Raw genomic sequence first — 16,961 nt, forward strand, 5'->3', positions numbered from 1 at the left:
CCGCGCCACGGCGGGCGGAACGGATACGAGGCGACGATGGATCAGATGCGCGCGGCCATGTTCGACGGCTACGGCCCGCCGGAGGTGCTCTACGCGGGCAGCGTGCCGACCCCTGCCGCCGGGCCTGGCGAGGTGCTGGTGCGGGTGCACGCCGCCAGCGTCAACGGCGGTGAGCTGGCCGGCCGGGCGGGCCGGGTGCGGCTGGTCACGGGGCTGCTCGGCCGTGGTTTCCCCAAGCGCGTCGGGATGGACTTCGCCGGTGAGATCGCCGCGGTCGGGGCGGGCGTCTCCGGGTACGGCGTCGGCGACCGGGTATGGGGCGGGCTGGGCCGCAGGTTCGGCAGCGCTGCCGAGTTCGTGGCCGTGCGCCCGGAGCTGATCTCTCCGGCCCCGGCCGGATGGGACCTGGTCGCCGCGGCGGCGCTGCCGGGCGTGGGCACGACGGCGATCACCGCGCTGCGGGACAAGGCCCGGCTGCGGGCCGGCGAGCGGTTGCTGGTCCGCGGGGCCAGTGGCGGCGTCGGCAGTGTGGCCGTGCAGCTCGGCCGGGCGTACGGGGCACACGTGACCGGGCTGGCAGGTGGCCGCAACCTGGACCTGGTGCGGGAGCTGGGCGCCGACGAGGTCCACGACTACGCCACGACCGAGCCGGCCGACCTGGGCCGGTTCGACGTGGTCCTCGACACCGTCGGCACCGGGTTGCCCGCCCTGCGGCGGCTGCTGGCTCCGGGCGGGCGGATGGTGGCGATCAGCTTCGACCTGGACCGGCTGCTGCCGTCGCTGGGCTACCTCGCCGCGTCGAGCGTGTTCGGCTCGCGGCGGGTGCGCTTCTTCAGCGGCAACCCGACCGCGCGCCTGTTCGCCGACCTGACGGCGTATGTGGACGCCGGCGCGGTACGGCCGGTGGTGGGCGGGATCTTCCCGCTGGAGGACATCGCCGGGGCGCACCGGGCGCTGGAGGCCGGCGGCGTACGCGGCAAGATCGTGGTCCGGGTGGTGTGAGGCGGGCGGCTCAGCCGGGAAACATGCCGCCGGATTCGGCCTGGAGGGGCCGGCTCGCCGTCCGGTAGGGTCGTCCGCGTGGATCTGGACCGCGTCGCCGCCCAGCTCGGCGTGCCCCTGACCGAGGTCGAGCGCGTGCACCTGCTCGCCGGTGACCGGCCATCGGCCCCGCTGCCCGACAAGGCCGACGCGCCCGCGATCCTCGACCGGCTCGCGGTGCGACCCGACGACGCCGCCGAGATCATGGAAGGCTGGCCCGACCCGGACTCCCCACTGTGGACACCGGAGCTGCGCTGGCTGCTCGACCGCTCGATCGCGCTGGTCCGCGCCGATCTCGGCGGGCACGGCTGGCTGCCGCCCGGCCCGGAGCTGCCGCGCGACCGGGGACCCGCGTGGCGGCACCTGTACGTGTACGGCTACCTGGCCCTGGTCGACGTCGTCCGGGCGTTCCATCGCGAGCACGGCATCGCCGATGCCGTGACCTGGACGTCCCTGGCGGACCTGGGCCGCAACCTGGCGATCGACCGGCGGATGAACCGCGAGGGCTGGCCGGTCATGCAGGCCTGGCTGACGCTGCACGCGCGCGGCAGCATCCACGAGCTGGGCCGGTTGCAGTACCACCCGGCCGACACCACCATCGGCCTGCACATCCCCGAGGCCGGGCCGATAACCCCGCAGGCCGTCACCGCCTCACTCGACGAGGCCCGCGCGTTCTTCCCGCGTCACTTCCCCGACCGGCAGTTCACGGCGTTCACCTGCGGCTCGTGGCTGCTCGACCCGCAACTGCTCGAATACCTGCCGGAGGACTCCAACATCGTCCGGTTCCAGCAGCGGTTCGAGCTGGAGCCCTACGAGGAGCCGGAGGGGCTCGACGCCGACGTCGAGGTGCTGCGGTTCGTGTTCCGCAGCATCACCACGCCGCTCGACCAGCTGCCGCGCCGCACCGTGCTCGAACGCGCGGCCGTCGATCATCTGAAGGCCGGCCGCCACTGGCGCTGGCGGCGCGGTAGCTTTCCGATCTGAGCGGGCCGCGACGGGTCACCGCCACGGATCGGAGGACGGCATGTCGATGCACGACATCGAGGATCTGGTGTCCGCATCGGTCGTGGTGCTCGACGCCCGCCACGCCGAGGACGACGGCCGGCTGCGCGACTGGTTCACGGCGCTGTACGCGTTCCAGGCAGGATTCGACTGCTCGCACACCCAGGGCCGGGTGCTGGACATCCTGCTGCGCCGGGGCCACACCTACCGGCTCGCGCTGCACGAGCACCCCGACTACGAGCAGCGCCGCGAATTCTTCGACGGGCTGACCGAATTCCAGACGCTGCGCGAAGTCGACGAGGAGGACGACGACTTCGCCGGCTACGACGACTGGCTGGAGGACGGCTACGTCGACCCGCCGTGGCTGTACTGCGAGGCGGGCACGGCCCTGTGGCGGCGGCTGGTCGACGCGGGGCGGCTGCGGGGACGCGACGCGGTCGCGCCCGCCCGGGTCGCGCTGCTCGACGTGGTGACGGCGGTCGCCGAGGCCGCCGAGCGGCACGGCGACCCGGGGCTCGTCGCGGCCTGGTACGCCCTGGGCCCCGCCCTGCTCGTCGACGACCTGATGGATGTCGAGGAGCTGCGGGACGACCCTGCGGTCACCCGGCTGCGGGAGATCGTCGAGCGTTGCGGCGCGGCGTCGGCGGAGCTGCCGGACGGTTACCGGCCCACCGACGAGCAGCTCGACCTGCTGGGCGACGAGCGCCAGACCTGGTGGTACGGCATCCTCACGACGACGGGCCGCTGACGGGTCACCCCGCGGAGGCGTCGGGCAGTTGGGGCGGGCAGGGGCGGCCGGGCACGGTGGTCAGTTCGAAGTGCCAGATCTCGTTGGCGTACACCTGGCAGAGCCCGTAGGCGGCGCCGTTTCGCTGGAGCCAGCGGTCGGCCCGCTGCGGTCCGACGTCGATCGCCTTGCCGGTCACGTGGGTGGACCGGTCGGGGGTGTTGACGCGCCTGGCCGCCTCCTCCGGGCCGTCTTCCGCGACGGCTTCGTCGAGCAGGTGCTGCTGGTGGCTGCGGCTGCGCCAGCCGGAGTTGATCAGCACTTCGACACCGTCGCGGCGGGCGTCGGTCGCCGCGTGCCGGATGGCTTCGCGCAGGTCGGGGTCGAGGTTGTCGACGGCGGGGTGGCCCTCGCCGAACGGTGACACCGGCCGGTCGAGCGCGCCGTCGCTCGCGGTGAGGCCGCTGTCGGCCGAGGCTATCTCCGTGTACGCGGGAACCGCGGTCAGCAGCGCGGCGGCGGCGATGCCGACACCGGCCCGCATCGACAGCGAGCGGCGCGGGGGTGGGCAGGACATGTGAACTCCTTCCGGCCACCGGAACGGGGATCCGGTGACTTACGGGAGATCACTTCAACACGCAGCGTGTTATCACGATGTGAACCGATCACCACACATGCTCTTAACATCGGCGATACGCGCCTAGGAACGTCCCTAAGCCGCTAATCAGGCATATGCCCGTAAACCTCGATCCAGGCAGCCGACGCGATCTTGCCGGAGTCGCCGTCCATCAAGTCCGGGGCGCCGTAGGCCATGGCCGCCTCGCGCAGCGCGCCGTAGGCCGACGCCCACGGCTCGGCGGCTTCCTCCTCGCCGTCGCCGTCGACGACCCAGGCCGCCGGCCCGCCCCGGGCGCGGGCACTGTCGCTCACCAGCCGGTGCAGCAGCCCGAACCCGGACCCGATCGGCGACCCGAGACCCCAGGGTCGGGGTTGGTCCCGCCAGCGCTGCCAGGCCGCCCGGCAGGCGTCTCCCGCTCCGGAGTTCCTGGCCCGGGCCAGCCGGTGCGCCGTCGGCTCGTCCAGGGCCCGCGCGGCATCGAGGACCCGCACCACCGCGTCGCCGCCCGCGCCGAACATCAGCGCCAGGCTCAGCTCCTCGACGACATCGACGACCATGGCGTTGGTGTAGCCCGCGCCGGGCAGGATCCGGGCGGTGACCTCGGCCAGGGCCACCCGCTCCCCCGCCGTCGACGCGGGCTGCGTCCGCACCGCGAACAGCCGTCCCGGCCAGCGGTTGACCAGGACCCGGCCCGGCGACTCGTACACCACCAGCCACGGCGGCCGCGCCTCGGGCAGCCGCACCCGCCCGCCGACCCGAACCGCGCGCTCGTGCTCGGGAGCGGCGTGGTCGACCCACAGGTATCCCGATTCCATCGATTCCTCCGGCCGCTCGGCTGCCCGTCGGATCTTAGGCGCGACGAATGACACGTCCGGGGCGGGCGTATCGCGGCGGAGGACGTACCTTTGCGGCATGGGTTTGGGTGATCGGTTGAAGCAGAAGCTGCGCGCGTTCATGGAGCGCCCCGGAACGACGGTCAGTCTGGACCGTTATGAGGCGATCCTGCCGCGGATCCTGGACCTGGAGGACGAGCTCACCGCGTTGACCGACGCGGAACTCACCGAGCGTGCGCTCGCGCTGCGCGACCTCGTCAGCGAGGCCGAGGACGGGCAGCCCTTCGTCACGCTGGCCGAGCCGCTGCCGATCGACGAGCAGGACCTGGCCGAGATCTGCGCGCTGGGCCGCGAGGCGGGCCGCCGCGCCCTCGGCGAGCGCGCGTTCGACGTGCAGCTGCTCGGGGCGATGGCGATGCTGCAGGGCAACGTCGTGGAGATGGCCACCGGTGAGGGCAAGACCCTGGCCGCGTTCATCGCCGCGTTCGGGTACGTCGTGCGCGGCTCGCGGGTGCAGGTGCTGACCGTCAACGACTACCTCGCCGACCGCGACGCGCGCTGGATGGGCCCGGCATACCGGATGCTCGGCCTGACCGTCGACGCCGTCGGGGAGGCGTCGGGCCACGACGAGCGCGCGGCGGCGTACCGCTGCGACGTCACGTACGTGTCGGTGAGCGAGGCGGGCTTCGACTTCCTGCGCGACCAGCTGGTGCTGCGCGCCGAGGACGCGGTGATGCCCGGCCTGTACACCGTGATCATCGACGAGGCGGACTCGATCCTCATCGACGAGGCGCGGGTGCCGCTGGTCGTGGCCGGCAGCCTCGCCGACGTGACCTCCGACGCGAGCGCGGCGGCGACGCTGGTGGCGACGATGCGGCCGGGCCGCGACTACGAGGTCGTCGACGACGGCCGCAACGTGCAGCTCACCGACGCCGGCGCGGCGCTGGTCGAACGCGCCTGGGGCGGCATCCACCTCTACGCGCCGGACAACCTGCCCAAGCTCACCGCGGTGAACCTGGCCCTGCACGCGCGGGCGCTGCTGGCCGTGGACGTGGACTACATCGTCAAGGACGGCCGGATCGCGCTGGTCGACGAGTTCCGGGGCCGGGTCGCCCGCCGCCGCCGCTGGCCCGACGGGCTGCAGGCCGCGGTCGAGGCCAAGGAGGGCCTGACCGCGACGGACGAGGGTGAGATCCTGGCCTCGATCACCGTGCAGGCGTTCATCGCGCTGTACCCGACGGTCGCGGGCATGACCGGCACCGCGTCCACGATCGGCGACGAGCTGCGCGAGTTCTACCGCCTGGAGGTCGCGGTCATCCCGCCGAACACGCCCAACGTGCGGGTCGACGAGCCCGACCGGGTGTACGCGACGATCGAGGAGAAGGAAGAGGCGCTGATGGCCGAGGTGGCCGCGGCGCACGAGACCGGGCGGCCGGTGCTGGTCGGCACCCTCGACGTGGCCGAGTCGGAGCGGCTCGCCGCCGCCCTGCGCGAGCACGGCATCACGTGCACGGTGCTGAATGCCAAGAACGACGCGCACGAGGCCGTGGTCATCGCCGAGGCCGGCGGGCGGGGCACGGTCACCGTGTCCACCCAGATGGCGGGCCGCGGCACCGACATCCGGCTCGGCGGCAGCGACGAGCAGGACCGGGCGGCGATCGCCGAGCTGGGCGGCCTGTACGTGATCGGCGCGGGCCGGCACGACAGCCGCCGGGTCGACGACCAGCTGCGCGGCCGGGCGGGCCGGCAGGGCGACCCGGGCGGCTCGGTGTTCTTCGTCAGCCGCGAGGACGAGCTGATCGTGCGGCACGGCGACGGCATCGGCGGCACGACCGCGGGCGACGGGCGGGTCAGCGGCCCGCACGTGCACTGGGCGGTCGGGCACGCGCAGCGCGTCGCCGAGGGCGTCGACTTCGAGATCCACCGCAACACCTGGCGGTACGGCGTGCTCGTCGAGCGGCAGCGGCAGGTCCTCGCGCTGCGCCGCAAGGCGCTGCTGACCACCGACGCGGCCGCGGAGCTGCTGCGCGGCGACACGACCCGGTTCCCGGCCGACCTGGACGCGGTCGCCGAAGCCGACCTGCCCGCCGACCCCGACGCCGACGACCTGGCCCACGCGGGGCTGGAGCTGGTCACCGTCGCGGACCGCTTCGCCGAGGTCGAGGAGGCGATCGGCGAGCAGGCGGCCGCGGAGATCGCGCGGCAGATCGCCCTGTACCACCTGGACCGGGGCTGGGCCGATCACCTGGGCATGCTGGCCGACGCCCGCGACGGCGTGCACCTGCGCGCGCTGGGCCGGCAGGACCCGCTGGACGAGTTCCACCGGCTGGCGGTGCCCGCGTTCAACAAGCTGCTGACCGGCGTCGACACCGACACGGCGGACACGTTCATGGCGGCGCGGATCGACAGCGCGGACTGGACCCCCGCGGACGCGGGGCTGGAGCGGCCGAGCGCCACGTGGACGTACATGGTGCACGACAACCCGTTCGGGTCGGAGATGGAGCGCATGTTCGCCAACCTGGCCAAGATGGTGCTGGGCCGCCGCTGACGGACCGGCCGTGCTCCCGGTGCGGCGACCGCACCGGGAGCACGATCATCAGTTCTGGAAGCGCCAGGTCTGGTTGGACTGGTTGCTGCCGCAGTGCCAGATGATCAGCTGGGTGCCGTTGGCGGTGCCCCACGCGTCGGCGTCGAGGCACTTGCCCGACTGCGGGTTGCGCAGGTTGCCGTCGACGAACTGCCACAGCTGACCGCCGGCGGTGTTGCAGGTCCACTGCTGCACCCGGGTGCCCTCGGCGGTGCCGTTGCCGGTGATGTCCAGGCACTTGCCCGTGCGGGCGTTGACCAGCTGCTGCCCGCGCCACGTCCAGCGCACCTCGGGGCCGCCGTGGCAGTCCCACAGCTGGATCTTCACGCCGTCCTCGGGCCGCCCGCCGGACACGTCGACGCAGCGGTTCGACCCGGTTCCGATGATCATCTGTCCGGTGCCCGGCGGCGGGTCGGCGGGCTCCAGCGCCGTGCCGCGGTACACCCGGTCGAGCAGGGCGAACAGCGCGGTGTCGTAGCGGGCCAGCTCGGCGCGGGTGTTGACGTCGTTGTGCACGCCGTCGCCGCCGGCCGGGCCCTGCCGGTTGAGGTCGAAGTAGGACTGGACGCCCTCGGCCCAGTACTCGCCCACGTTCGAGCCGGCGTAGGTGTTGTTCCACAGGCCCATGGACCGGGCACGGCTGTACGCGCCGTCGAGCTCGGGCCCGAACCGCGGGTCGGTGTACCGCAGCGACCAGCCGTCCACGGTGTGCCCGAACTCGTGGATGTAGACGTTCTCGCCGCCCTGGTTGTCGATGAGGTTCGCCTCGGTGCCCACGGTCAGCGGCCCGCCCATGCCGGCCCAGTAACGCTCGTCCCACGACGTCCCGTGGTCGCGGAAGATCTCGGGGATGGAGCTGATCCGCTCGCTGCGCGCGATCATCACGATGCGCACGTTGCGCCGGTTCAGCTCGGGCACGGCGTACCCGGGGTAGGTGGTCACCAGGGTGGTGGCCTGGCGGGCGGCTTTGATCAGGGTGGAGTCCGCGATCGCGGCCGAGCCGAGGATGGGCACGGCGATGCCGGTCGCGGGGTCGACCGGGCCGGCGACGTACTTGGCGTACCAGCGGGTGTCAAGCTGGAACCGGGCGACGACGGCCTGCGGCACCGGCCGCTGGACGACCGGCGCGGCCGCGGCGGCCGCCTGGGTGATCGGGGCCGCGGCGCTTGATCCGCCGACGGCCACGGCGGCGCCGCTGCACAGCAGGAGCGCGCCGAGCAGGCGCAGCGACCGCGCCGATCTCCACCGCGCCGGTCCCTTGGTGAGTGCCTTCATCGTGACGATGTCCTTCCAGGTCGGAGCCCGGACCTTCGCGAGCGACGGCGGCGCGGGCTGGACGCGTGCGGTGACCGCGGTGATGCCGGATCACATGTGCGCCCACGCTAAGCCGCGCTGATCGACCTTCGTTAATGCTTTCGAAACCTCCGAGCCGCCTCGTTTCCCAAGGTCGACTTGTTCGTTCCTCCTGGCAGACGCCGTCCGCGGGGGTGGCGGGCGGTGGAGCGGGAGGCTGCTCCACCACAGTCTCGGGAGCGCCGCGGCCGCGGCGGAAGGTGTGCGACATGGTCGAGCGCAGGCGGATTCTTCAGGCGACGGCTGCCATCGGCGCCGCCGCGGTGCTGTCCCAGCAGGGCGGCTGGGCCTGGGCGGCGAAGCAGGGCCGGGCGGGCACGCTGAATCCGAAACGGATCCGCAAGTACGCCACACCGCTCACCGTGCCGCAGGTCCTGTCGCCCGCGCGCGACGAGGCGCGCGGCCCGGCCCACTACCGGATCGGCGTACGCCAGTTCCGCCAGCAGATCCTGCCCAAGGGGATGCCCCGCACGACCGTATGGGGCTACGGCGACGTGTCGAAGGCGGGCGCCTTCCGCAGCCCGTCGGGCACCATCGAGGCGACCGTGGACCGACCGGTGCGCGTCACCTGGGTCAACGAACTCGTCGACGCCGCCGGCGACTTCCGCCCGCACCTGCTGGCGGTGGACCCCACGCTGCACTGGGCCAACCCGCCGGGCGGCACCGCGGGCCGCGACACCCGGCCGGCCTTCACCGCGACCCCGGGTTCCTACCGGGGGCCGGTGCCGATCGTCACGCACCTGCACGGCGGGCGCTCACTGGAGGACAGCTGCGGCTACCCGGAGGCCTGGTACCTGCCGAAGGCCCGGAACATCCCGGGCGGCCACGCCACCGTCGGCACCTTCTACGACGAGTTCGGCGCGGAGTTCGCCCGGCGCCACGGCGTCGCCTGGCAGCCGGGCTCGGCGACCTTCCACTACGGCAACGACCAGCGCGCGGCGACGCTCTGGTATCACGACCACGCCCTCGGCATGACCCGCGTCAACGTGTACGCCGGCCTGTCCGGCTTCTACCTGCTGCGCGGCGGCGACGCCGACCTGCCGCCGGGCGTGCTCCCGGGGCCCGCGCCCAGACCCGGCGACCGGCCCGGCACCCGTTACTACGAGATCCCGCTCATGGTGCAGGACCGCTCCTTCAACAAGGACGGCTCGCTGTTCTACCCGGACAGCCGCGCCTTCACCGACAGCGCGGGACCGTACATTCCGGACGGACCGTTCCCGCCGATCTGGAACCCGGCGTTCCTCGCCGACACGATGACGGTCAACGGCAGCACCTGGCCGGTACTGGAGGTCGAACCGCGCCGCTACCGGCTGCGCCTGCTCAACGGCTGCAACAGCCGGGTACTGATCATGAAGATCGTGACCGATCCGCTGGCGCACCGGCCCGCGCCGCCGGCACTGCCCCTCTGGCAGATCGGCAACGACGGCGGCTTCCTGCCCGAGCCGGTGTCGCAGCGGCAGCTGCTGCTGGGCCCCGCGGAGCGCGCCGACGTCATCGTCGACTTCACCGGGCTGCGCGAGGGCACCGAGCTGTATCTGATCAACGAGGGGCCGGACAAGCTCTGCGGCGACGACTTCGACCCGTCGCACCCGGCCACCACCGGCCAGATCATGAAGTTCACCGTCGGGCGGCTGACCGGCAAGGACCGCAGCGTGCCGCCCGAGGAGCTGGACCTGCCCCGGACCCGGCCGCTGGGCCGGGCGGACAAGACCCGGCGGCTGGCCCTGGACGAGCAGCTCGGGAACGACCACTCGGTCAAGATGATGCTCTGCACCATCGACGAGCACGGGCAGGCCGTGCCGAAGCACTGGCACGACCCGATCACCGAGCAGCCGGCGCTGCACGCCACGGAGGTCTGGGAGCTGCACAACTGGAGCGCGCACGTGCACCCGGTACACCTGCACGTGGTGCAGTTCGAGGTCCTCGGCCGGGGCAAGGACGGCCACCAGCCGCCCCGGGCCGGCGACCGCGGGCTGAAGGACACCGTGCTCACCTTCCCGGGCGAGATCACCCGGGTGAAGGCGGTCTTCGACCTGGCCGGCCGCTACGTGTGGCACTGCCACCTGCTCGAACACGAGGACAACGACATGATGCGGCCGTTCCGGGTGGGCTGAGCGCGGGCTGACCATATGGACGATGGTGACTGCCTGAAGAATAGTTACGATCTCGCCATGAACATTCGTAGGTATCTTGCAGCTTCGGCAGTGGCGCTCTTGGTCCCGCTGGTCACGGCCGTGACCGCGAGCCCGGCCCAGGCGGTCTCCCTCGTCGAGTGCGAATCGCACGCGAGCTGGTACGACTGCGACATCCAGCCCGGCTACTACGTCTCGGCGTGGTACGTCGACGGTGTGCAGGTCGGCTGGCCCAGCGGCCCGTGCGTGCCCGGGACCCGCCACACGGTGCGCGCGGACTGGGACACCGGCTCCAACAGCGGCACCGCCCGGGCCACCTTCACCTGCCGGGCCTGATCCCCGTCGGAGACAGCAGGCGGCACCCGCACCTGGACGCGGGTGCCGCCGGACCGCCGGTCAGCCGTGGTGGCCGCCCTTGACGATCGTCCATGGGCGCATCAGGTCGTCGTCCTCGTGCTCGAAGATGTGGCAGTGGTGGATGTACGTCGCCGGGAGTTGCGCGCCGCTGTCCGGGATCGACGCGATGTCCCGCGTCGGCGGGTGGATGTCCGGGATGATGATCCGGGTGACCATCTCCGAATAGGCCTTGACGACGTCCTTGTTGGACCCCGCCTCGTCCGGTTCCGGCGGGATGGGCGGGCCGGTGAAGTAGTCCGCCACGTCCGGGAAGTCCTCCTTCTTGCGCCCGCCGAAGACCCACTTGTCGTACTGGGCCTGGTAGCCGGCCGCGTCGATCGGCTGCCGGTTGAGCACCTGGAAGTTGACGAGGTGGACGTGCATCGGGTGGGCGTCGTGGTTCGGGTTGATGTACTCCCAGATCTCGGTCGAGCCCGCCTTGACGAAGTCCTCGGACGGCTCCATGAACGGGATCGCGTTGAGCGTCATGGTCCGGAACAGCACGTGCTGGTAGATGACCCACTGCCGCCGGCGGGTGTGCCGGGTCGGCTCCACCGGCGGGTTCACCTTGAGCCCGAGCCGGTCCGGCGGCGCGGTCCCGTCCCGGCCCGACAGCTGTTTCGTGACCTTGAACTGCATGACCTCGGTGATCTCCGGTCCTTCGCCCGGCACGCCGGGGAAGTGCACCGGCGCGTTGAAGTTGCGCATGGTGACCGTCGTGTTCACGGGCAGCCCGGTGAAGTCGATGATCAGGTCGTACCGCTCGGCCGGTCCGATCAGGAAGCTCAGCATCCGCAGCGGGGCGCGCTGGCCGCTGTCGGTGCCGATCAGCCAGAACGGCAGCTCGGGCTGGGGCATCACGTCGGTGGGGTAGACGTCGAACCGCAGCCGCCAGAAGCGCTCGTTCGAGGCGTTGAGCACCCGCAACCGGTAACGCCGCTGCTCGACGGCCAGGAAGGGGAACGCCTTGCCGTTGACGACCGGGGTGTCCTCGCCCTCCTGCTGCATCATGGTGTACGCGAGCGAGCCGTCGGCGAGGAAGGTCCGGTCCTGCAGGATGAGCGGGATCTCGTACTCGCCCCGGGGCAGGTCGAGCTTCGCCTCCTCGCGGTCGCGGATGATGTAGAGCCCGGCCAGGCCCGCATAGCAGTTGACGCTGGTCATGCCCATGCCGTGGTCGTGATACCAGAGCAGGGCCGCGCGTTCGTGGTTGGTGTAGCCGTAGATCGCCTCGTTGCGCTTGACCCGGTGCGGTTCCAGGGTGGTGTAGCCGTCCGCGTGGATGCCGTCCGGGCTGAACGACTGGTGCGGCATGCCGTCGGACTGCGGTGCGGTGAACCCGCCGTGGTGGTGCACGACGTTCCACACGTTGACGTCGTCGGGGAAGGGCTTGTGGGCGTGGTAGGGCGGCGGAGGCATCGGCGCCACCACGGGCTTTCCGTCGCGGATGGCGTCGATCACCTCCTGGAACAGGTGGGTGGTCGGCAGCTTGTTGCGGTACTTGACGACCGTCGGGTGGTCCTTCTGCACGGTGATGGTCGGTCCGAGGTAGCCCATGCCGATCGGCTTTCCGGGATGGCGCGGGTCCTTCGCCCAGTAGCCCCACACGGTCGCCGGCCCGAGATCCCGGTGGAAGCTCCACCTGCCCTGCCGCATCGTGTACTCGTAGTAGTCGGCCCCCGGATAAGCCTCGTGATCGGGGACGGCTGCCAGCGGAATGGGCAGCGGGTCGACGAACTTCGCCAGCGGCGGGGTGTGTGGGATCGGGGTGTCCGTGGTGGACCCTGTCCCGTGCCCCCCGTGGCCGGGCGACGCATACGCCCGAGCCCCTGGCAGCAACGCCACGCCTCCGGCCGCACCGGCCATGAGCAACTGTCTACGCCCGACCATCTGATCCAACTTTCGCTCGCATCGGCACATCCAGCGGCGTGGCAGTTCGCCCCACGAGCCACGGCTGGCGCTCCTGCGACCCTACGAGCCGCTGACCTGCAGTTTTGGCCGCGCCACGCGGCATTTGCCCGGAAAACGCATTCACCTGCGCGTCCCGCGCCGAGGCCCGGCGTGCCACCTGACCACCGCACACACGGCTGTCCGCCACATAGCAGATAACCACCTACCAGGCATTATTCACTCATGTGACTGCTCTACCGATGGCGGACACATCGGGCCTACCGTGGAGTGACGGAAGGTAATCAGACCTGCCCGTAGCGCTGGAGGTCACCATGCGTCGCCTGCTCACCACCGCCGCCCTGACCATGGGGCTGGTGCTCGTCGCCTCACCCGCCTACGCGTTCGCCCACAACAGGGTCGTCAACCCCTGGGCGCACACCATCCTGGACGTGCTCACCCTGGCCGTCGTGCTGTCGCCGATCGCGACGGCGTTCACGTGGGGCTCCCAGCACCGCGGCCGGATGCTCGCCCTGATCGCGCTCGTTCAGCTGCCGGTCGCGATCATCGCGTTCGTCCCGATCCTCAACCCGGCCCTGCACGCGGCGCTGCTCGTGGCCGCGCTGGCACTGACCGGCACGTCACTGTGGCTGGTCCGCCGCCACGCCGCGGCCACCGCGGCCGAAGCGGCCACGGTCACCGAGTAGCCGTCCCGGCTACTCCCCCCGCGCTGCTCTCCTTCCCCCGGGCAGCGCCCGGCGGCCCGCCGGCCTTCACGGCCTGCGGGCCGCAGTCGGGTGATCCGTCCACGATCCGTCGGCGGCCCGCACCCGCAGCCCGACCACCCGGTCGGCGTCGCGGACGAATTCGACGTCGGGGCAGCCGTCCACCACCGGACCCCAGCCCTCGTCCGCGGACGACAGGGTGTGCGACCGGCAGTGCTTCTCGTCGACGTAACCCCAGGCCATCAGCAGGTCCCGGCCCGCCAGCGTGTAGTGGCCGACGCTGGCCAGCCGCCCGTCCGGCAGGCCGCACCGGTAGAAGCGGGCCGCCAGCTCCGGCACGGCGACGCCGTCCAGCTCGGCCTCCTCGGCGGTGCGGTGCAGCCGGTACTGGTCGAGGTCGGGAAGCCGCTGCGCTGCGATCTGCTGCGTGATGGTCATGTCGTGCTCAACGACGCGGCCACCTCGACGCTGCGACCAGGCGTTTTCCGAACCGGACAAGGACGCGCGGCGGTCAGAGCAGCAGCGCGGCGAGGCCGAGCAGGACGACGGTGACCCCGGCCAGGATCGCCAGCAGGGGCCACACCCAGCGCAGGTAACGGCCGTAGGGCACCCGGGCGATGGCCAGGCCGCCCATGACGACCGCCGACGTCGGGATGAACAGGTTCATCAGGCCGGAGGCGCTCTGGTAGGCGGTGACGACCAGGTCCTGCGGCACGCCGAGGAACGACGCGAGCGGCGCCATGATCGGCATGGCGACGGTGGCCAGGCCCGACGACGACGGGATGAGGAACGACAGCGGCAGGAACAAGGCGTACATGACGATCGAGAACGCGGCCGCGCCGACGTCGCCGAGGGCCAGTTCGGCCCAGTGCAGCACGGTGTCGGTGATCTGGCCGTTGTTCATGATCACTGTGATGCCGCGGGCGATGCCGATGATGAGCGCGACGCCCAGCAGGTCGCGGCCGCCGTCGACGAACGCCTCGGTCAGCTCGCCCTCGCGCATCCGGCCCAGCAGGCCGATGAGGATCGCGAACAGCAGGAACGAGGCGGTCATCTCCGGGAACCACCACCACAGGGTGGGCAGCGGAATGCCGAGGTCGGACCACGGGATGACGCCGTACATCATCACGACGAAGGCCAGCCCGAACACCGACAGGATCAGCTTGTGGCGGCCGGTCAGCGCGGCGGACGACGCCTCGTCGGACAGGTGGAAGTGGGCGTCGTTGTCGGCCTTCATGTCGTACACGGCCGAGGCCGCCGGATCGCGTTTGACCCTGGCGGCATAGCGCATGACGAAGGTGATGCCGGCCGCGAGGCACACCAGCAGGATGATCAGCCGCAGCAGGAAGCCCTGGCTGATCGGGATGCCCGCGAACCCGGACGCGATGCCGGTGGCGAACGGGTTGATGGTGGAGCCGAGCACGCCGATGCCGCAGCCCAGCAGCAGCACGGCCGCGCCGGTCAGGGTGTCGTAGCCGGCCGCGACGAGCACCGCGATGACGAGGCTGTAGAAGGCCAGGCTCTCCTCGGCCATGCCGAAGGTGGTGCCGCCGAGGGCGAAGACGCTCATCAGGATCGGGATCATCCAGCGCTCGCGGCCGTGCAGGCGCTGCACGAGCCGCCCGATGCCGGCCTGGATGGCGCCGGTGCGCATGGTGACGCCGAGGAAGCCGCCGATGACGATGATGAACAGCGCGACGTCGATGGCCCCGAACAGCACGCCCGTGTTGTAGTAGCTGATCTTCCCGGCGGCGTCCTCGATGCCGTAGAGGCCGTTGATCGGCGCGGTCAGCGAGTCGATGATGATCCGCTGCGGGCTGGCGGGCACCTCGTGGTAGGTGCCGGGCACCGGGTTGCCGTCGGCGTCGAGCTCGTAGCTTCCGGCGGGCACCAGCCAGGTCGCGATCGCCATCAGCACGATCAGGGCGAACAGGATGGTGTACGCCGAGGGCAGGGTGAAGCGCCGCCGGCCCGCCGGGGTGGCCGGCTCAGTCGTCTGGGCCGTCATGGCCGCCTCCTGTCGGTGCCGGCTGGCCCGCGGTGGGCACGGGCTCGGGTGGCACGCCCGGGGTCTTGAAGCCGAGGTAGCCGTAGGCGATGTCGAGCAGCGGGCTGAGGATGTTGAAGAAGCAGTACGGCAGGTACGCGACCGTCGGCACGCCGAGCACCCCGGAGATGTACGCGCCGCAGGTGTTCCACGGCACCAGCACGGAGGTGACGGTGCCCGAGTCCTCCACCGCCCGGGACAGCACCTGCGGAGCCAGGCCGCGGCGGGCGAACTCGTCGCGGAACATGCGCGCGGGCAGCACGTCGGCGACGTACTGGTCGCCGGCGATGGCGTTGAGGCCGACGCCGCTGGCGTTGACCGACATGATCAGCGCACCCCGGCTGCGGGCGCGGGCCACGATCGGAGCGAGCAGGCGCTGCAGGAACCCGGCATGTTCCATGATCGCGGCGAACGACAGCGCGCCGAGGATCAACCAGACCGTGGTGAGCATGCTCGCCATGCCGCCGCGGGAGAACAGCTGGTCGACCTTGGGCGCACCGGTGTTGCTGACGAACCCGATGGCCATCGCCTCGAAGATCGCCTTGGCGGCGGTGGCGACCGGGCCCAGCGACGGATCGTCGACGAAGGCGCGCACCGCGGCGGGCTGGGTGAACGGGGCGAGCAGCCCGGCGAACAGCGCCGAGCCGAGGATGGCCAGGAACGGCGGCACGCGGCGGGCCGCGAACCAGACCAGCAGCACCAGCGGGAGCAGGCAGACCACGGAGACGTTGTAGGCGCGCTCCAGGGCTTCCTCGGCGGCGGCGGTGCTGGCCGCCGTCTCCGGCCGGGTCCGCAGCCCGATGATGAGGAAGAGAACGAGGCTGACGCCGAGGGCGGGCACGGCGGTCCAGGCCATGTTGCGGATGTGCTCGCCCACCGTCAGGCCGCGGCCGACGAGTTTCGGGACCAGGATCGTGGTCTCCGACAGCGGCGTCATCTTGTCGCCGAAGTACGCCCCGCAGATCACCGCCCCGGCCGCCGCGGCCGTGGACAGCCCCATCACCGTGGCCATGCCGACGAACGCGACGCCGAGCGTGCCGGCGGTCGTCCAGGAACTGCCGGTGACCATGCCGACCAGCGCGCAGACCAGCGTGGCGGTAAAGAAGAACCAGGCCGGGCTGACCAGCCGGATGCCGTAGTCGACGACGGTCGGGATGGTGCCGGCCATGTTCCAGGTGCCGATCAGCGCGCCGACCGCGAGCAGGATGAACACGGCCCCGAGCGCGGAGGTGACCCCGCCGACGGCGGCGTCGGCGACGGACGCGACGGTGTGGCCGTTCTTGAACGCGACGAGGCTCGCGAACGCGGCGGCCAGTAGCAGCGCGACCTGCAGTGGGCCGTCGGTGGCGGCGGTGCCGAACAGGGCGATGGTGGTGGCCAGCAGCGCGATGAGGACGACGACCGGGGCGAGCGCGTCGAGCAGCGTCGGCGCGCGGGGCGGCTGCCGGGAAGGCTGGTCAGCCATCGCGGACGTCCGTGGCGGCGGGCGGGGCCAGGCTGCCGTCGATCTGCGGGCCGTGGTGGTGGGCGATGCCGCGGGCGTACGCGAGCAGCATGAAGATCGCCAGGACGGCGACGATGACCAGCAGCACGCGCCGGAAGTCGGGCATCT

The 16,961-nt window shown here is 71.8% G+C and carries 14 protein-coding genes and 2 pseudogenes; 7 read left to right on the forward strand and 9 right to left on the reverse strand.

What is annotated here, in order from left to right; all coding sequences use genetic code 11:
• Positions 1–36 precede the first annotated feature (36 nt).
• The 3 genes from Cco03nite_RS15595 (at position 37) to Cco03nite_RS15605 (ending at position 2,791) form a co-directional block, all read left to right on the forward strand.
• Positions 37–1,002: an NAD(P)-dependent alcohol dehydrogenase gene (locus Cco03nite_RS15595; RefSeq protein WP_203692808.1), complete on the forward strand. Its 966-nt coding sequence runs from the start codon at positions 37–39 to the stop codon at positions 1,000–1,002.
• 78 nt (positions 1,003–1,080) lie between these two features.
• Complete coding sequence (locus Cco03nite_RS15600; protein WP_203692809.1) at positions 1,081–2,025, forward strand: acyltransferase domain-containing protein; 945 nt, start codon at positions 1,081–1,083, stop codon at positions 2,023–2,025.
• Positions 2,026–2,065: 40 nt separating this feature from the next.
• Entirely contained in the window at positions 2,066–2,791 is a 726-nt protein-coding gene (locus tag Cco03nite_RS15605; RefSeq protein ID WP_203692810.1) for a hypothetical protein, read from the forward strand.
• A gap of 4 nt (positions 2,792–2,795) precedes the next feature.
• On the opposite strand, the gene Cco03nite_RS15610 is transcribed toward Cco03nite_RS15605, so the two are convergent.
• Together Cco03nite_RS15610 and Cco03nite_RS15615 are read right to left on the reverse strand one after the other, a co-directional pair.
• On the reverse strand, positions 2,796–3,347 hold the full coding sequence (locus tag Cco03nite_RS15610; RefSeq protein ID WP_203692811.1) for a M15 family metallopeptidase: 552 nt from the start codon (positions 3,345–3,347) through the stop codon (positions 2,796–2,798).
• A gap of 143 nt (positions 3,348–3,490) precedes the next feature.
• Positions 3,491–4,204: a hypothetical protein gene (locus tag Cco03nite_RS15615; RefSeq protein ID WP_203692812.1), complete on the reverse strand. Its 714-nt coding sequence runs from the start codon at positions 4,202–4,204 to the stop codon at positions 3,491–3,493.
• Positions 4,205–4,301: 97 nt separating this feature from the next.
• On the opposite strand from Cco03nite_RS15615, the pseudogene secA2 reads away from it, so the two are divergent.
• Positions 4,302–6,605 (forward strand): annotated as a pseudogene (gene secA2, locus Cco03nite_RS15620) (accessory Sec system translocase SecA2); the annotation flags it as partial.
• A gap of 213 nt (positions 6,606–6,818) precedes the next feature.
• Here secA2 and Cco03nite_RS43165 read toward each other — a convergent pair.
• Positions 6,819–7,199: an RICIN domain-containing protein gene (locus tag Cco03nite_RS43165; RefSeq protein ID WP_373314250.1), complete on the reverse strand. Its 381-nt coding sequence runs from the start codon at positions 7,197–7,199 to the stop codon at positions 6,819–6,821.
• Between the two features lie 30 nt (positions 7,200–7,229).
• Positions 7,230–8,084: pseudogene (locus tag Cco03nite_RS15625) on the reverse strand (hypothetical protein); the annotation flags it as partial.
• A gap of 287 nt (positions 8,085–8,371) precedes the next feature.
• Between Cco03nite_RS15625 and Cco03nite_RS15630 the strand changes: the two are divergent.
• On the forward strand, positions 8,372–10,276 hold the full coding sequence (locus Cco03nite_RS15630) for a multicopper oxidase family protein (RefSeq protein ID WP_203692815.1): 1,905 nt from the start codon (positions 8,372–8,374) through the stop codon (positions 10,274–10,276).
• Positions 10,277–10,366: 90 nt separating this feature from the next.
• On the forward strand, positions 10,367–10,630 hold the full coding sequence (locus Cco03nite_RS15635; protein ID WP_203692816.1) for a hypothetical protein: 264 nt from the start codon (positions 10,367–10,369) through the stop codon (positions 10,628–10,630).
• A gap of 60 nt (positions 10,631–10,690) precedes the next feature.
• Here Cco03nite_RS15635 and Cco03nite_RS15640 read toward each other — a convergent pair whose 3' ends face one another.
• Complete coding sequence (locus Cco03nite_RS15640) at positions 10,691–12,580, reverse strand: multicopper oxidase family protein (protein WP_203692817.1); 1,890 nt, start codon at positions 12,578–12,580, stop codon at positions 10,691–10,693.
• A gap of 332 nt (positions 12,581–12,912) precedes the next feature.
• Between Cco03nite_RS15640 and Cco03nite_RS15645 the strand changes: the two genes are divergently transcribed.
• Entirely contained in the window at positions 12,913–13,284 is a 372-nt protein-coding gene (locus Cco03nite_RS15645; RefSeq protein ID WP_203692818.1) for a hypothetical protein, read from the forward strand.
• 66 nt (positions 13,285–13,350) lie between these two features.
• Here Cco03nite_RS15645 and Cco03nite_RS15650 read toward each other — a convergent pair whose 3' ends face one another.
• The 4 genes from Cco03nite_RS15650 to Cco03nite_RS15665 all read right to left on the reverse strand — a co-directional run bounded on the left by Cco03nite_RS15650 (position 13,351) and on the right by Cco03nite_RS15665 (position 16,959).
• Positions 13,351–13,740: a hypothetical protein gene (locus Cco03nite_RS15650; protein ID WP_203692819.1), complete on the reverse strand. Its 390-nt coding sequence runs from the start codon at positions 13,738–13,740 to the stop codon at positions 13,351–13,353.
• A 73-nt stretch (positions 13,741–13,813) separates the two neighbouring features.
• Positions 13,814–15,310, reverse strand: a complete 1,497-nt coding sequence (locus Cco03nite_RS15655; RefSeq protein WP_203692820.1) for a YfcC family protein — start codon at positions 15,308–15,310, stop codon at positions 13,814–13,816.
• Entirely contained in the window at positions 15,291–16,814 is a 1,524-nt protein-coding gene (locus Cco03nite_RS15660) for a Na+/H+ antiporter NhaC family protein (protein WP_239167402.1), read from the reverse strand. The genes Cco03nite_RS15655 and Cco03nite_RS15660 overlap by 20 nt, the downstream gene beginning before the upstream one ends.
• Positions 16,807–16,959: a hypothetical protein gene (locus Cco03nite_RS15665; RefSeq protein WP_203692821.1), complete on the reverse strand. Its 153-nt coding sequence runs from the start codon at positions 16,957–16,959 to the stop codon at positions 16,807–16,809. Before Cco03nite_RS15665 ends, Cco03nite_RS15660 begins: the two co-directional genes overlap by 8 nt.
• Between the last annotated feature and the right edge of the window lie 2 nt (positions 16,960–16,961).

Source organism: Catellatospora coxensis (assembly GCF_016862635.1).
Taxonomy (GTDB): Bacteria; Actinomycetota; Actinomycetes; order Mycobacteriales; family Micromonosporaceae; genus Catellatospora; species Catellatospora coxensis.

Bases quoted from the DNA above. Each gene is read 5' to 3' on its own strand.
- Cco03nite_RS15660 (WP_239167402.1), bottom strand. From the start codon at position 16,814: ATGGCTGACCAGCCTTCCCGGCAGCCGCCCCGCGCGCCGACGCTGCTC.
- Cco03nite_RS15650 (WP_203692819.1), bottom strand. From the start codon at position 13,740: ATGACCATCACGCAGCAGATCGCAGCGCAGCGGCTTCCCGACCTCGAC.
- Cco03nite_RS15595 (WP_203692808.1), top strand. From the start codon at position 37: ATGGATCAGATGCGCGCGGCCATGTTCGACGGCTACGGCCCGCCGGAG.
- Cco03nite_RS43165 (WP_373314250.1), bottom strand. From the start codon at position 7,199: ATGATCATCGGAACCGGGTCGAACCGCTGCGTCGACGTGTCCGGCGGG.
- Cco03nite_RS15655 (WP_203692820.1), bottom strand. From the start codon at position 15,310: ATGACGGCCCAGACGACTGAGCCGGCCACCCCGGCGGGCCGGCGGCGC.
- Cco03nite_RS15645 (WP_203692818.1), top strand. From the start codon at position 12,913: ATGCGTCGCCTGCTCACCACCGCCGCCCTGACCATGGGGCTGGTGCTC.
- Cco03nite_RS15610 (WP_203692811.1), bottom strand. From the start codon at position 3,347: ATGTCCTGCCCACCCCCGCGCCGCTCGCTGTCGATGCGGGCCGGTGTC.
- Cco03nite_RS15605 (WP_203692810.1), top strand. From the start codon at position 2,066: ATGTCGATGCACGACATCGAGGATCTGGTGTCCGCATCGGTCGTGGTG.
- Cco03nite_RS15665 (WP_203692821.1), bottom strand. From the start codon at position 16,959: ATGCCCGACTTCCGGCGCGTGCTGCTGGTCATCGTCGCCGTCCTGGCG.
- Cco03nite_RS15640 (WP_203692817.1), bottom strand. From the start codon at position 12,580: ATGGTCGGGCGTAGACAGTTGCTCATGGCCGGTGCGGCCGGAGGCGTG.
- Cco03nite_RS15630 (WP_203692815.1), top strand. From the start codon at position 8,372: ATGGTCGAGCGCAGGCGGATTCTTCAGGCGACGGCTGCCATCGGCGCC.
- Cco03nite_RS15615 (WP_203692812.1), bottom strand. From the start codon at position 4,204: ATGGAATCGGGATACCTGTGGGTCGACCACGCCGCTCCCGAGCACGAG.